The organism is Acinetobacter sp. MF4640 (genome assembly GCF_002018895.1).
Lineage (GTDB): Bacteria > Pseudomonadota > Gammaproteobacteria > Pseudomonadales > Moraxellaceae > Acinetobacter > Acinetobacter johnsonii.
The window spans coordinates 1-15,528 of the sequence record NZ_MVOM01000037.1; the positions used below are offsets into that span (position 1 = coordinate 1).

The window sequence follows — 15,528 nt, forward strand, 5'->3', positions numbered from 1 at the left end:
CGGTATTGATGCTACATCAGAGCCACTACTTAGTGCATATGATTTTGATCCTAACTTAATGTTCCTAAACAAGCGCGTTGTAGATGGTGGTGTTGATGGTAGAACTCGAAGCTACGCTGAGTGGGAATCTAATATGAAATATATAACTGATAAGTGTTCTGGGAGTGGCATTAAATCTATTGTAATGATGCCTACACAAACCGCCTCAACATCACAAGCCCAAGCTATCCGTAGCGGTGAACTAGATAGACTGGCCGATGGGTTTAATTAACACAACAAACCACCACTAACCCTGACCTTTAATTAGATCAGGGTTTTTTATTACCAAAATTTAGGGGGTCTCATGCAAGACCATGAGAAAAATTTACTTTTACTGATTGCAATCGGGGCGGCTATCGGCTTTGCCAAACTGCTTGTCTCAGATGAAAAGCTGACATGGCGATTGACTATAGGGCGCACTATTTTGGGCGCAGCAACTTCAACTATAGCTGGAGCGATTATTTTGCAAATTCCTGACATTAATCCACTGGCCTTGATTTCTCTAGCGTCAGCACTTGGGATTATGGGGAGTACGTTTATTGAGAATTGGCTTAAAACACAATCTATGAAATGGGGCGGGAAATGAGTTATATAAAAGACAATCCGATGAAATACCTATCTGTAAAACTACCAGTTTGGGGAGCTTTCATTCTTGGCGTTATTCCAGTGATTCTACAACAGGGCGTTGATACGCAAATCATCCCGCCACAATACCATGCCATGCTTTTAACCGTAATACTGCCCGCACTAGCATTGTTCGGCAAAAAGAAATACCAACCTGAACTACATCCTGAGCCGACTATTTTAGGCTTTGCAAAACTGCCAGTGGATTCAATCACTTTTGATGAAGCATTTCGTCGCCTGATCGGGCATGAGGGTGGCTATAGTACAGATCGGCGTGATCCTGGTAACTGGACTGGCGGCAAGGTTGGAGTAGGCGTATTAAAAGGCACTAAATACGGCATTGCTGCAAACACCTACCCAAATTTGGATATTAAAAATCTTACGATTGCTCAAGCCAAGGAAATCTACAAAAAAGACTGGTGGGATAAATTGGGCGGCAATGGTCTGCATTCTGCTATCACGTTTCAGTTATGGGACTTTGCAATTAATGCAGGAAAGAAGCGGGCAGTAATGGAGTTGCAGCAAGCGGTAGGTGTAACTGCGGATGGAGTTATTGGTCCCAAAACCATGGAAGCTGTGAATGCTCAAGACCTAAATGACGTAATCCTAACTTTGACTGCTGAGCGATTAAGGTTTTATACATCATTAGGGACTTGGTCCACGTATGGTAAGGGTTGGACGAATCGTGTAGCGGATAACTTGAAATATGCTGCTCAGGATAATTAGCCTCATGTTGCTGTGCATCCTCTTATCAGGTTGCACAGCGCATTCGATTTCGACAAAGGTGCATGTCACTGTTTGTGTGCAGTGTGTGAATTGAGAAAGTCTATAGATATAAATGCATTGGAATTCCAGCTTTAAATACAGATATTCCTTTTCTAGCAACCTCACTATCCTCAACCACAAAGCCATGGCTCTCAAAGAAAGGTATGAGGTCTATATTTGCAGCAGTTAGACTTATTTGATTTATGCCATGCTGTGAACAGTATAATTTTGCGTTCAAAATAAGCTGAGAGAATGCGTTTAACCCCTCATACTTTTGAAGTGTGTATTTTTCCTTTGGTTTAAATATGTTTTGAAAACATACATCATGTATCTTTAGTGCACCATTAAAGGTCGTCGATAAGAAAAGCTCAGCTACGGGAGTAGGGTTTTCATTAATAAAAACTTTCATTGCGATTAAATCATCAAAGATTAAAGCCCCAATTCTTCGTTCGATTTGTTTGTAAAGTATCTTATTATCTGCATTGAATGACTCTCCAATGCGACGTTGTTCTTCAGGTAGTTGATTTCTTACACAATGGTTGTGCCACCCTGATGCACAGTTTTCGTAAAACGCACCTTTAAGTTCAGAGTTTTGTAGAATAGAGTCTAAATCTCTAATATGTTTAATTTTATAATCGTATTGTTCACCAAGAGCTTGTTGTATTGATTCTAATGGCAATATATCACTTAAATGCATCGCGTCAGATATAGGTGAGACTCGTTTACTAAAATCCAAGTAATTTTCAGTTTGCGCAACCTCTACTAAGCCTTCAGATTGCTTTTTTTGGTTTTCCCAAAAAAAATGTGAATCAATATTACAATACTCTGCTGTACTCTCGAGGTTTTGTATATAAGCCATATCAATACGAGGTATTTTATCTTCAAGTACAGTACAATTTTCTGTGTCTGGCAGAAATAATATTTCTTTGTTGCGCTCTAAATCGAAACTTATTTCATGTAACTCATTTTTATTATTTTTCCAGACGGCATGTCTTTCAGCCATAATATAAGCATCTTCTAAGTACCAGATTTTATATCCTGCAACCAATGTTCCCCCATCTCTTTGAATTTTATCTCTAACATTGATATCACAATTGTCTAATGTAGATTTTGGTTCGGGTGTAACTTTTAAGTAAAGGGGGGCAATTTTAGAAATTTTATTACAAAAATTTTTAACTTTATCATCAATTATTCTTGGTACTTTTAGGTTAGTTGAATCTTTAAGTAATTCTTCATATTTCTCATTAGAATATAAATTCACAGTATTTGCTTCGGCTAATTTTATACGTTCTGCCAAGCTGCCGCGTTGTTTTGCTTGCCCCACAATTTTCTCCAAATTTTATAATAGCTTGATAAGCTATTAGACTAATCATCAATAGTCAACATACCCTCCCAGCTAAAATAATCTCTTGTCAAACTTCCCCGACTCATCGACCAGCCACGGTTTGGTAATTTACATGGTCCGATCGCAAGCTTTTTATCTCCAAACTTTTCCTTAACACCTTCCATGGCAAGCTGCAACTTCTCGTTGCGCTCTATAGATTCAACATCACTGAGCAGGTCAGGAATATGGGCTGCTTTGTTCTCAATACACGTTAAAATCACACCGCACTTTTTAAACTCAACACCTTCTTGAAACAGTTCACCCATTTGCTTGATCACAGCTTTATTCATGACAGCAGCAGAGTCGGTAGGTTCGGCAAAACCTACACTGATTGATTTCTTATAAAACGGGTTGTTCTTATCAAATGGATTGGACTCAGCAAAAGCAATCACGCAGCCACATAAGCTTTTATCTTCACGTAGACGTTTAACTGCTGACTGCAGGTAATCACTCATTGCTTCAGACAAAGATTCTTTATCCGTTACACGTTGGCCAAACGACCTTGATGAGATGATTTGCTTTTTAGCGGGTGGGGCATGTTCAATCTCGATGCAAGAAATACCTTGCAGCTCGGCTACCGTCTTGGCCATAACAATGGAAAAGAGGCTTTTCATATTGCGCGGTTCGGTTCGAGTAAGATCCTGAACGGTATGCACACCCATGGCATGCAGTTTCTTGCTGTGCTGTCGACCGACTCCCCAAACCTCAGAGACATCGATCAAACTAAAAAAGTAATGCTTATGTTTTGGGTCCATTGATACCAAATTGCAGATACCTGAAAAGCGTTTGGCTTTCTTCGCCATATGGTTAGCAATCTTAGCCTCTGTCTTACTTCGACCAATTCCAACCGATACAGGCAAGCCGATCCACTTCGATATACGCTCGCGCATGTCTTGAGCGTATTCCGTCAAATCGAATTTATGCTCATATGCGGTGAGGTCTAAAAAGCACTCATCGATCGAATAAATCTCATGCTCTCCTGGTGCAACATACTCAGCAAGGATGCTGTGAAAGCGCTTAGACATTTCTGCATAGACTTTATAGTTACTCGAAAGAACTTCTACATTATGCTTTTCAACGATGTCTTTGATTTGGAACAGGGGCACACCCATTTTAATACCAAGATCTTTAGCTTCCTGTGAACGTGCCACTGCACAGCCATCATTGTTTGAAAGCACAATGACCGGTCTATTATTCAACTTTGGATTAAATACACGCTCACAACTGACGTAACAATTGTTCACGTCAATTAAGGCATAGATCTTATTTTCGCTTCTCATCTGAAGCTCTTAAGAACACGGGTAACTACACCCCAAATAATGAACTCTTGTCCTTCACTGAAATGAATGTCGTCATAATCAGGGTTTTCAGCTTTTAGCCAACATACACCAGCATCTTCACACATAAGACGCTTAACGGTGAACTCATTGTCGACCAACGCAATCACGATGTCCCAGTGCTTTGCTTCAAGACTACGATCGACAATCAACTCATCTCCAATATCGATACCAATATTGATGAGTGACAGTGAATTAACTCGGACAATGAATGTCGCGGCTGGATTCTTTATCAGGTGCTCATTAAGGTCTAGGGTCTTATCAACATGATCTTGGGCAGGGGAAGGGAAACCCGCTTGAACGCGCTCTGTCGCTAAGGGGATAGCCATATGCGTGACTGGGTCAACTTGGCGTATGTGATCGATTTCGGGATCAGATTTCGCCTTCTTTAGAAAGGCTTTGATTTCTAAAACAGAAGAGTTGGGCACACGGATGAGCGTGGTTAATTCTGAGCGTTTTCGCCCCGCACCGGGTCTCACACCACCATGGTTCTTGATATCGTTCATAGCCAAACTTGATTTCTGTAACAGATTTCAAGATTGTAGATTTCGGTCAAAATAAATTCAAATTTAAAAGCTGTGGATAATCAACGGGCCTTCAAATTAAATTAGGTTGAAGGCCATTTTCGGATAAGCGGGATTTAGGGAAGGTGATGTACTCATCTTTCATTTCAAAGAAGAACTCATGCGCCTCTTTAAAGCTGCAATATAGAAAGTGAAAATACCACCAAATTATTCATAATTTCATGCCGTCAAAACGGTCAACCTTTTCTATATTTTCGATAATGGTTTTGCAGGAATTTTGCATTTATTTTGCAGGCACTTTTACAAACTATAGAAAAAACATAAAGATAACGTTAATTTTTAGCCTTTTATTGATATTTGTTATGTAACAATAAAGTATAGTTTTTAAGTTTTGCTTACTTCATTTTAAGATTCATTAATTACTCATTTGCTATTAATATAAGGAAAAATACTTTATCAGAATGAAGAAAGATGAGAAAAGATTCTATATATGAATTACTTGAAGATGTAAAAGAAACCTTTTTATTAATAAGTGGTTACAAGAAGATTCCACCGCCAAAAGTTAAAACAATGCTAGAGCATCTGCGAAGTTGTCTTGAATATGCTGCTCAAGATATAAATTCAAAATTGAGCGCTCCTAAAGTTAGATTTTATTTTCCATATGGAAAAAACCTAGAAACTTTAGTCGATTCCACGCAGAAAAACCTACCTTTACTACAGGCAGAAAGACCAGATATCTTTGCTGAAATTATAAAATTGCACAATTTTGAATCAGATGGAGAATGGCTTAAATCTTTATGTGATATGACTAATCATACTAAGCATAAAAATGCGATAGACATTAAAAGTGATCATGAGAAGGTTAAATCGGTAATGATAACTGCTGGTGGTATGAATTTATTACATGCTTGCGGTGAGTCTTCAAACATTACGTTTACTAATTGCTCAGTTAATGGTCAAAAATTGGATGATTTCGTTGTAAATAAGGGTGAGGTAAATATAACTAAAAAGGGCACTGTTCCAATTAATTTTAAAATTACTAAAGATAGAAAAATATTAGTCGGTGACGAAGAGATTGACCTGTTACCATTCTTAGATTCAAGCATCAAGAACATAGAATCTTTTATTGACCAGTTATATGAAATTCTCTAATTAAAAGGTCATTCCATTAAATGCTTTCTGTATTTCAATAATAGTTTTTTTAATAAACTAGTGACAGGTTTTTTGACAGGCTGCCACGAAAAACAATCGCATTCTATTAAAAATTAAAAGTGCAAAGCCTAGTATTTAAAAGGTCTGTGTTTGATTGAGTTTTATTGTGTTTGATGTTTGCGGGTTCAACTCCCGCCACCTCCACCAAAATTCTTTCCGAAGTAATCCATTGGAATCTAAAAAAGCCTTTAAACTCAATGTTTAAGGGCTTTTTTATTGGCTGTATTGTCCGATACTGTCCTAAGCGATTTGACCCTATTTTTGCTTTGTGTGGGTCAATATTGGGACAATTTGACCCACTAAATAAGTTTAATTAAGTGGGACACCGATATGTCACTAACAGATGTGATGTGTAAAAAAGCACAGCCTCAAGAAAAACAGTATCGCCTTTCTGATATTAATGGTCTCTCTTTGCGAATAGATCCGAATGGGAAAAAATATTGGTCTATCCGATATACGGAAAATGGGCAAAGGAAGTCAAAAGCATTAGGTGTATATCCCGAGCTGAGCCTAAAACATGCAAGAGAGATAGCTCTTGATCTAAGGTATAAACTCAAAAATATGGTTGAGGCCGAAGTGATGCAGCCTCATTTTCAAGGGGTTGCAGAAGATTGGTTCAATAATCAAAAAGAAACATGGTCATCTAAACACATTAGCAATGTTCAAGCTTCTTTGGATGAGCTTTATATTGCTCTTGCTAATAAGCCTATTAACCAAATTCAAGCACCTGAAATTTTGCAGATCATAAAAAAGATTGAGGCAAGAGGCTCACTTGAAGTAGCCAAACGTACCTTATCTCGTTGCGGAATGGTTATGAAATATGCCATTGCTCATGGCTATCGTTACGATAATCCTGCTGGTGATTTGGTTTATGCGCTTAAAAATAAGCGTGTAAAAAATTTGGCATCGTTACCAGCTTCAGAGATGCCTGAGTTTTTAGGAAAAGTCAGAGCTTACCCAAGCGATCAGCAAACCCATCATGCCATTATATTAATTATGTTGACAGGTGTTCGGGTAAGTGAATTACTGCAAGCGCGCTGGGAAGAGTTTGATTTGGAAGGGCGTAAGTGGGATATCCCTGAAGAACGTATGAAGAATCGCCTTCCGCATCGTGTACCGTTGACGGACATGATGATTGAAGAGCTACAAGCTTTAAGACTTACCCATAATCAAGAATTGCTTTTCCCACATCGTCTAAATAATAAAGAACCGATGCGTAGTGAATCCATTTTGGCAGTCATTAAGCGTTCCGGTTATGCAGGTCGAATGACAACACATGGTTTTAGATCGCTATTCAGTACAGTCGTGAATGAATCAAATCTGTTTAATCCCGATGCGATTGAACGTCAGCTTGCTCATGTTCCTCAAAACAGAATTCGATCCGCTTATAACAGAGCGCAGTACTGGGATGAGCGGGTAAAAATTATGGAGTGGTATGGGGAGCAGGTAAGAAGTTGGATGTATGAAGTAGAATAATTTTCATTTTAATTTTCCAATTAATTTTAGTTTGAATTAATTTTAAAGACGTGCCTAGCACGTCTTTTTTTATGCTGAAAATTTGAGAGTTTCCTGCTGTAAGCGACTATGCACCTGCTATTTCAACCAAGATTTAAAGTGCTAATAAGCCTATTTAGTCTGCTGATGCTGTTTACTAAAAATGGGGGATTCAACAAGATTGAATGATGTTTTGAAGGAATTTATAGTGTGAGATAGAGTTATAAAAAATAGTATTTAGTGTTAATTGAATTGATATTTAGTATGGATATATTTAAGGGATAGAAATATATGTACAATTTATTTAAAGCCTTATTCTATTGGCTTTCATGTATTATATTAATAAAATCCACTTATTTAAGATAAAAATAGTACTTTAGTGACTATAGATGGGGTGAAAATAATGAATAAGCAATGGATGGGGCATACTGAAGCTTTCTATAAAGAGTGCTTCATTTATCTGAGAGCTAAGTTCCCGAATAAAAGGCCGAAAGCCGTGGGAGGTGAAATTTATACTGAACAGCCCATTTATAATGAGACCATTGTTGCGTTAGAACAGATCCATAACGTGCTTACAAAAATTGAAAATGGTTCCGCATATACACGTGAAGATTATGAGGATTCTGTAATAAAAAAAGATGTCGATAAAACTAAAGAGATTATCGATTTCTTCAAGGTGCTTGGACTAAGTTCATCTGATGAAATGGCCAGTGCATTTGTTAATTTTCATAAGTACTACTATTGGGATTCAAAAATTTATCGTTATAAAAAATTTCTATATAGTTCGGAAGAAATGAAAGATTGGGGTCTTACTGAACGAAACATGTGGAGTTTGGAAAAATTTGATGCCACAAAGTTTTTTGATTTTTTAGATCGCTATAAAAGCTCCGTTGATTCATCTCCAGTCTTAAGTGATGAAGAAAAACAAAAGGCTGACTGGATTAATGAAAAAATTGCAGAACAAAATACAAATTATGAAAGGCTACTTTCCAGCTACGACGATTTGTTAGATCAAAAAGTAAAATTTGGGGTGAGTGTATTTGATGTTTATTTACCTAGTAGTTTGAATGATTTAAGTGACCCTAATGTACGATTTTTTTCGTCTAAGTTTGTAGCTGAATTTGGTTGTTATATGGATAGGGAGTTTGGTGGCGATGACGGTGTTTTATTAGTCATTAACCATGCGCATGTAGTGAGCCATAACACATTTGCTTTATCATATTTGGTTATTTATAAGATAAAAAATTATGATTCCCAAGAAAAATTGGTGGAACATTATTCTAAAAAAATATATGCATTCGTAGATATACGAAAGGCTCAAAGTATAAAGGTGATCGACCGAGAGCAAATGATCAAGAAGATTTATCCTTCAGATCATTTTATTGGAGAATTAAGAGGTCAAAAACAACAAATAAATTTTCGAGAGAAGTTCCTGAGATATTTTTTATCGAGTGTTTTTTTGTTGGATGTCGATAAGGGCTCTTTTCTTGAGGAGTATGAAAGTTACTATTCTATTTTTTTTAATGATTTAAGATATTTTAAAGAAAAAATTTATATTAAATCAAAGCCTCAAAAAGCTCAGATATCTTTGTTTCAGCAGCTAGTTGAGAATAAAGTATTCTTGAGCGATCTGTTGGATGATAGAAATACGGATAATTTAGACAAATATTTTTATTTAAGGGATTTAACTCCTCAAGCCAGAGAGCGAATAGAAGTAATAGAGTTCTTGTATCGTCAGCAAGCATCGATTCTGGAAGGCGATGAGCACTTATTGGAAGATTTGATTCGAATTGAAAAATTTTTAACTCAGCTGATGTTTTTAAGACGTGTAAATGCTTTTGAGTCAGAAAAGATACAGAAGGGCTTTAATGCAAAGCCTTCCTTTTTGAAACTGACCATTTTATTTCGGCAGTTCATTTTAATTTTAGAGATGAGTTGTTTCAAAAATGCAAACCACGTGCTAGGGAATTATTCTTCAAGTAAGGGTTTTCAATCTAAGGACCTACGCTCGGAAGCGATAAGATTCTTAAAAAAATTTAACAATGACTTTCCGCAGCCAGTCAGAATCGATTCCATTCAAATGATTAAAGAGAAGCTGCATAATTATCAAAACAGCACCCTTCAGATTGTAGCAAAAGATGAAAAAGTGGCATTTCAGAAAGCCAAAAAGCATCAGGTATCAATAAAAAACTATCTTGAGCAAGTTCTCCAAAAAGGTGTAATTGTTTTGAGGTTTATATTTACGTGTGGAGCGGTGGGGCAATTAGATATAGCTAAAAAATTTAATGCAATGTTCCAAGACTACATTGATAATTTGAAACGTCGCCACACAGCTGGGGTATGCTTAGTTGATCATGTCGGAATTTATGTTCCGTATAGTCGAGCCCCTTATATCGATGCAACACTTTTTTTTGAGTACGATGAAAAAAAAGAGATTGAGCCGAATACTCTAAAAAGAGAAGTGGCTGACTATTGGATTGAGTATGTCGCTAGAAAGAGTGAACAAATTCAAACCTATATTCAGAAGCAGAAAAAAACCAACAATATGACTAATGCATTTGAATGTTTTAGGGATGAGCAATTGTCAGCGAGATCTGTAAATGTGTTGCAAATGGAAGGTCCCTTAAATGAAGAGCATCTAGAGGTTTTTCCAAACCAAAGAAAAAACAAACAATTATTAATAGAGAGTATCTCTAAATTTTATGCCTATGGCCCTTTAATTTTAGTTGATGATGCGGATCGTGACTTATTACCAAGGAAAGATTGTTTAATTGTGGGACGTAAACGAAAAAATCAGGGAGTTAAGGTTAAAGAAGAAGTTGTTAATTTCTCTGAGCATATTACAGGCAGGGTTGCGGGTCATAAGGGTAATATTCAAATACCGATTTTGTCCAATGTTGAAACAAGTGCATTTGAAACTCCAAAATTGAATGAACAATACTGTGTAGAAGCTGAGTCCGTTGATACTTCTGGTAGTTATGAGAATTCAATCAACATGCTTGCATTAGAGCAAGATAGTAAACTTTTGGATCCGATATCTAGTGTGGTCCCAGAAGTTAAAGCAGAACAAGCCGATATATCAAAAGCAGATGTAGGGAATAAGTTCATAGGAAAAACTGTAATCGTGCGATCTAAAGCTAGAGCTATCGCTAAGCCGATAGTTAAATAGACTGAGTACTTTGTGCGTAACTTCCGCTTCAATCTTTTCTATAAAAACAGGAGAAATTGTAGAATTTTGACAGCTTGCTATAGAAGCAACGTTTTTCATTTTATGAAAAGTCTAGTGAGTACATTTTGAGTTAATGTGGCTAGGATATATATTTAATATTATTTATTAGATACTTAATCTTCTTCATGAACCTTCATCATCCCCAAATGATGAAGGTTTTTTATTGAGTTCAATATTTCAGTCTATGTGTAAAAAATACTGAGCAGTGATTCCTATGAGTTTACTCAATCACAGGAAATATACTCATGAACGAAGCACAAACCTTACTTGAAATTGAAAACTTCATGCTTAAGGCGACTAAAAGAACATACCGCTGGACTCACTTTAAAGCGGACTATGATGAACTAAAAAGAGCAGCAGAAGCGGTCTACGATCCAAAATGTGAATACAGTCCTTTAGTTCAAGCCTACTTTAAATTATTACCAGAACATACATCCTTTGAAAATCTAGAAGTCTTTAAGGACAGCAGAGCATTCCGTTGTTTTCAGAATGAGCTTATTGAAGAACATGAATACTTTCTTGATAAATTCAGCAGCAATAACCGTCGCAACCGCAATCACTTGAAAGCGTATTTTAATGATCTTGTAGAAAGCCATCGCAAGTTATTGCTGGTCAGGGTTGATCTTTCATATAGCCTCAACGATCAACCGGGCATAAAACAATTTGAACGTGATGTGAATAAATTGGTACGGCGTATTCAGGATAAAGACACTATCTTCAAAGATCAGATAGGTTATGTCTATCGTTTAGAGCAGGGCGGAAAAAGCAGAGGCTACCACTGTCATCTGCTGGTGATCTATAACGGATCACTTCGAGTTAGAGATGATTATTTAGCACAATCCATTGGTGAGCTTTGGCTAGAAAAAATTACAAAGGAAGATGGGATATTCTTTAACTGTAATCAAGCCAGCCATAAAAAATATTATAAGGACCTAGATCAATTAGGTATTGGAATGATCGAAAGGCGGAATCTAAAAGAGGTTGAGAATGCTTGGCTTGCCATCAGCTATCTGGCTGATCCTCAAAAAGACAAGCAATACCTGAGAGCATCTGTGCAGGGAATAAGGCAATTTAGCAAAGGGCAGTCAAAGCCTAGAGCTAGGAGCGGTAGAAGGTTGATCCTAAAAAATCATAGATATATATCATTAACATGAAGATTGAATGTTTATTTTCCCCTTTCATTCAAAATCTGAGGCTTGCCATACGGTAAGCCTTTTTTCATTTTAGAGGTATATCTTATGAGTAAACATTGTCCTTACTGTTTTTCTGATCAAATCGTTCAAGTGATGAATCAACAGGTGAATGGCTCAGCTGGAACAGGCGTTGCAGCATCAGCCTCCTTTGCCACGATTGGTGCATCGCTTTCTAAAACCCTACCTTTACCGCTATCTCCATTGCTTGGTGGAATTGCAGGTGCTGTGATCGGTGGGGTATTCAGTAGCTTATTCGATTCACCTAAACAGCACATTCCGATGTGTTATTACCACTGCCACCACTGTAACCAAAACTTCCAATAAGCTCACAGAGGAGAAATGAACAATGGCACATCAAATTGAACAGATCGCCTATGTGGGCGAAACCCCTTGGCATGGCCTCGGGAATCAACTCAGCCCTCATCAACCGATTGAAGTCTGGGCACAACAAGCAGGCATGGATTGGCGAATTGAATCCTCCGATGTGAGTTACATGGCACAGAATGAACGGGGGCAAAGCATCATCATGCCGTATGAGGAACAGCGGGTGTTGTATCGTTCAGATACCCATGCCGCTTTATCTGTGGTCAGTCAGCGCTATCAAGAAGTCCAACCGAAACAGATCTTAGAGTTTTATCGTGATTTAACTGAGCAATCTGGCTTTGAGCTGGAAACGGCAGGCGTGCTGAAAGGCGGTAAGAAATTCTGGGCTTTAGCTAAAACGGGACAAACATCGGCTTTAAAAGGTAAAGATGTCAGCAATGGCTATATCTTGCTGGCAACGGCTTGTGATGGAACCCTTGCCACCACAGCACAATTCACTTCTATTCGTGTGGTGTGTAATAACACCTTGGCGATTGCCTTAAAGGGTCAAAATTCTAGTGCAGGCGTGGTTAAAGTCCCTCACAGTACCAAGTTTGATGCTGAGAAGATTAAGCAGCAACTCGGTATTTCCGTCCGTGCATGGGAGGATCACATGTATGAGATGAAACAACTTAGTCAACGTAAAGTCACACAAGGTGAGGCAGCAGCTTATTTCGATGCGGTATTTAACAACACCAGTCTGAGTGTGCCTGAGCAAGAAGATGGCATTATCCAGTTCTACCGTAATGTAGCAACGCAAGCTCAAAGCAATAACCCCGCAACCAAAGCTGACAACAAGACAGAGCCAAATGGCCGTGCCATGTCGAAGGTGATGACCATGTTTAATGGACAAGGGCGTGGGGCAGAACTGAGTTCAGCCAAAGATACCGCCTATGGTTTGCTTTGCTCTATAACGGAATTTGCCGACCACGAACGCAGAGCCATGAGTCAGGATCATCGTTTGGACTCGGCATGGTTCGGTGCAGGTGCTGGACTTAAGCAAAGAGGATTAGAACAAGCCCTCGCTATGCTTGCTTAGGTTTAATCAATTCATTTATTAGCCTAAGCATCCCGATTTCAATATTTCAAATACCTAAACCCATTCATTCAAAGCTGTGTCTACGGACATAGCTTTTTTTATGCGCAAAATTTTACAGATAGAGGAAATTACTATGAATTCAGCGGTGATTAACCCGAACAATGCAATACCGAGTATCCATACTCCTCGGCCCAAACTGTTCACAGCCAAACGCTTTGTTGATACCAAAAACCTGACGCATGCAGAATGGTTGGAAGTTAGACGCAAAGGGATTGGCAGTAGTGATTGTGCCGCAGCCTGTGGTCTCAACCCGTATATGTCGATGCTTGAACTTTGGATGATCAAAACAGGTCGTATCCAGCACAACATGGATGAGCAAACTGAAGGCCATGCCCCTTTATATTGGGGAAAACGCTTAGAACCATTGGTGGCGGAATACTACAGTATGCATACCCAGTACAAAGTCCGTCGCGTCAATGCAGTACTCCAACATCCAGATCCAGACAAACATTTCATGCTGGCTAATTTGGATTATTCAGTGGTGGGTAATGCAGATGTGCAAATTCTGGAATGTAAAACCGCAGGTGAACATGGTGCCAAACTTTGGCGAGATGGCATCCCGTTGTATGTGCTTTGTCAGGTACAACATCAACTGGCAGTGACTGGAAAAAAGGCAGCACATGTTTGTGTACTGATCTGTGGGCATGAAACACGGATCTTTAAAGTCACCCGTAGTGAATCGGTGATTCAACATATCGTCAATGCTGAACGCTATTTCTGGGACTGTGTTGAAAAGGATATTCCACCTGATGCCGATGCCAGTGAATCCGCAGCCAAAGCATTGCAACTACTGTATCCAGCACATGTGCCGCTTAGCATTGAAGATTTAAGTCATGACCAACACGCCAATCAGTTGTTTGATCAGCTCATCAAAATGAAAGTCGACCTTCAAGACCAGCAAGAACACTTTGATCAACTGAAACATCAAATCCAAATGTTAATGAAAGACAACGAGCGTGCGGTGTTTAGCAGGGGTTCGGTGGTCTGGAAAAAAGCAAAAGATACGATCAGTCTCAATACCAAAACCTTGATCGAACATCAACCTGAGCTGATACAGCAATATCCACTGCACAAGCAGGGCAGTCGCCGATTCAATATCTTTACTGATGCTGAATCTTGAGCTAAGCGCCTGCATAAAAAAATCGGCAAAGCAGCCCCTTCGCCCCTCCTTCAAAGAAGAAAGGGCATTGGACAGCTTTGCCAGATCGATTGACCGATGCACAACAGATTCTCCTGTAGTCATTGCTTGATGTGTCTTGCTTGACGCTATCAAAGAATGACGTAAGAGCAGGTGCTTCAATACATTCGGCTGATCAGTATAAAAATGAATAGAAGGAATATCCCCATGATTAAAGGTTTAGTGATTACACCGCCAGTACTCGGACGAATCAGTATCGGAAAAATTGTAGAAAAGAACGGCAAGCGCCTACCTGAAAAGGATGACCAATTCACCATCACCAGCCAAATCCAGAACAAGGAGGGTTGGGTGAAACATCCGTTGGATGAGCAACTTCGAGTCAAAGCCCCTAGCCAAAAACTCAGAACCATTCCAGTCCGTATGATCTTTAATGATCCCGAACTGAATTTGCGTGCGGAATACAGTTTATTTGACCGACAAACAGGACGTCCCGTTTGTATGGGCAATGGTGAAACCTGTCAACGCTTCACTAATCAAGGTGTAGAGCAACATCCATGTCCATCTCCAGATTTATGCGCTTTTGCACAAGGGGGCTTATGCAAGCCCTATGGTCGTCTGTATGTGAATTTGGATGAGTCGGATGAATTTGGCAGTTTTGTTTTTAGAACCACAGGCTTTAACAGTATCCGAACTTTAGCGGCTCGGTTGCGGTATTACCATGCTGCATCGAATGGCTTGCTGTCATGTCTGCCGTTGCAATTGACCCTTCGAGGCAAATCCACGACACAAAGCTATCGTACCCCTGTGTACTACGTGGACTTAACCCTACGTGAGGGGATTCACTTACAAGAGGCGATTCAAATGGCCAAGGAGATTGATCAGAAGAGTAAGTTGGCAGGATTTAATCAGAATGCTTTAGATCAGATGGCTTTACAGGGTTATGGGAATTCGCAGTTTGAGGTGGATAGCGAAGATGGCATGAATGTCGTTGAGGAGTTTTATCAAGTAGAGGATGGCCGACCCACAGATCAGGACAGAGTGTTTAATCTCCAGCAGGGATTGCAAGGATCAGTCACGTCGTTGAACTGAATTGAACTGGGTAAAACCTTACAGGAATCCCGTATCTC

The 15,528-nt window shown here is 39.0% G+C and carries 14 protein-coding genes; 11 read left to right on the top strand and 3 right to left on the bottom strand.

What is annotated here, in order from left to right:
• From MF4640_RS19295 to MF4640_RS12685, 3 genes are all read left to right on the top strand, one after another.
• Nucleotides 1-271: hypothetical protein (locus tag MF4640_RS19295; protein WP_161944382.1), on the top strand; the 271-nt coding region annotated here is incomplete at its 5' end.
• Nucleotides 272-343: 72 nt separating this feature from the next.
• Entirely contained in the window at nucleotides 344-625 is a 282-nt protein-coding gene (locus MF4640_RS12680; RefSeq protein WP_078389808.1) for a holin, read from the top strand.
• Nucleotides 626-873: 248 nt separating this feature from the next.
• Nucleotides 874-1,389, top strand: a complete 516-nt coding sequence (locus MF4640_RS12685; RefSeq protein ID WP_171263887.1) for a glycoside hydrolase family 108 protein — start codon at nucleotides 874-876, stop codon at nucleotides 1,387-1,389.
• 100 nt (nucleotides 1,390-1,489) lie between these two features.
• Here the strand turns inward: MF4640_RS12685 and MF4640_RS12690 are convergent, their stop codons facing one another.
• The 3 genes from MF4640_RS12690 to MF4640_RS12700 are packed head-to-tail and all read right to left on the bottom strand — an operon-like array spanning nucleotide 1,490 to nucleotide 4,655.
• Entirely contained in the window at nucleotides 1,490-2,752 is a 1,263-nt protein-coding gene (locus MF4640_RS12690; RefSeq protein WP_078389810.1) for a hypothetical protein, read from the bottom strand.
• A 41-nt stretch (nucleotides 2,753-2,793) separates the two neighbouring features.
• The gene (locus tag MF4640_RS12695; protein ID WP_078389811.1) at nucleotides 2,794-4,092 is read right to left on the bottom strand and encodes a Y-family DNA polymerase; all 1,299 of its coding nucleotides are present in this window, start codon (nucleotides 4,090-4,092) and stop codon (nucleotides 2,794-2,796) included.
• Nucleotides 4,089-4,655 (bottom strand): LexA family protein, encoded by a 567-nt coding sequence (locus tag MF4640_RS12700; RefSeq protein WP_078389812.1) that lies wholly within the window; start codon nucleotides 4,653-4,655, stop codon nucleotides 4,089-4,091. Before MF4640_RS12700 ends, MF4640_RS12695 begins: the two co-directional genes overlap by 4 nt.
• Nucleotides 4,656-5,144: 489 nt before the next feature.
• Here MF4640_RS12700 and MF4640_RS12705 point away from each other — a divergent pair, with 489 nt between their 5' ends.
• The 8 genes from MF4640_RS12705 (at nucleotide 5,145) to MF4640_RS12740 (ending at nucleotide 15,490) form a co-directional block, all read left to right on the top strand.
• Complete coding sequence (locus tag MF4640_RS12705; RefSeq protein ID WP_078389813.1) at nucleotides 5,145-5,825, top strand: hypothetical protein; 681 nt, start codon at nucleotides 5,145-5,147, stop codon at nucleotides 5,823-5,825.
• 390 nt (nucleotides 5,826-6,215) lie between these two features.
• On the top strand, nucleotides 6,216-7,361 hold the full coding sequence (locus MF4640_RS12710; protein ID WP_078389814.1) for a tyrosine-type recombinase/integrase: 1,146 nt from the start codon (nucleotides 6,216-6,218) through the stop codon (nucleotides 7,359-7,361).
• 421 nt (nucleotides 7,362-7,782) lie between these two features.
• Nucleotides 7,783-10,548: a hypothetical protein gene (locus MF4640_RS12715; RefSeq protein WP_078389815.1), complete on the top strand. Its 2,766-nt coding sequence runs from the start codon at nucleotides 7,783-7,785 to the stop codon at nucleotides 10,546-10,548.
• A 305-nt stretch (nucleotides 10,549-10,853) separates the two neighbouring features.
• Entirely contained in the window at nucleotides 10,854-11,762 is a 909-nt protein-coding gene (locus tag MF4640_RS12720) for an inovirus-type Gp2 protein (RefSeq protein ID WP_078389816.1), read from the top strand.
• 84 nt (nucleotides 11,763-11,846) lie between these two features.
• Nucleotides 11,847-12,125 carry a hypothetical protein gene (locus MF4640_RS12725; RefSeq protein WP_078389817.1) on the top strand — a complete coding sequence of 93 codons (279 nt, stop codon included), beginning with the start codon at nucleotides 11,847-11,849 and terminating at the stop codon, nucleotides 12,123-12,125.
• A gap of 22 nt (nucleotides 12,126-12,147) precedes the next feature.
• On the top strand, nucleotides 12,148-13,203 hold the full coding sequence (locus tag MF4640_RS12730) for a DUF932 domain-containing protein (protein WP_078389818.1): 1,056 nt from the start codon (nucleotides 12,148-12,150) through the stop codon (nucleotides 13,201-13,203).
• Between the two features lie 133 nt (nucleotides 13,204-13,336).
• Complete coding sequence (locus MF4640_RS12735; RefSeq protein WP_078389819.1) at nucleotides 13,337-14,383, top strand: YqaJ viral recombinase family protein; 1,047 nt, start codon at nucleotides 13,337-13,339, stop codon at nucleotides 14,381-14,383.
• 225 nt (nucleotides 14,384-14,608) lie between these two features.
• The gene (locus MF4640_RS12740) at nucleotides 14,609-15,490 is read left to right on the top strand and encodes a hydrolase or metal-binding protein (RefSeq protein ID WP_078389820.1); all 882 of its coding nucleotides are present in this window, start codon (nucleotides 14,609-14,611) and stop codon (nucleotides 15,488-15,490) included.
• Nucleotides 15,491-15,528: the final 38 nt, after the last annotated feature.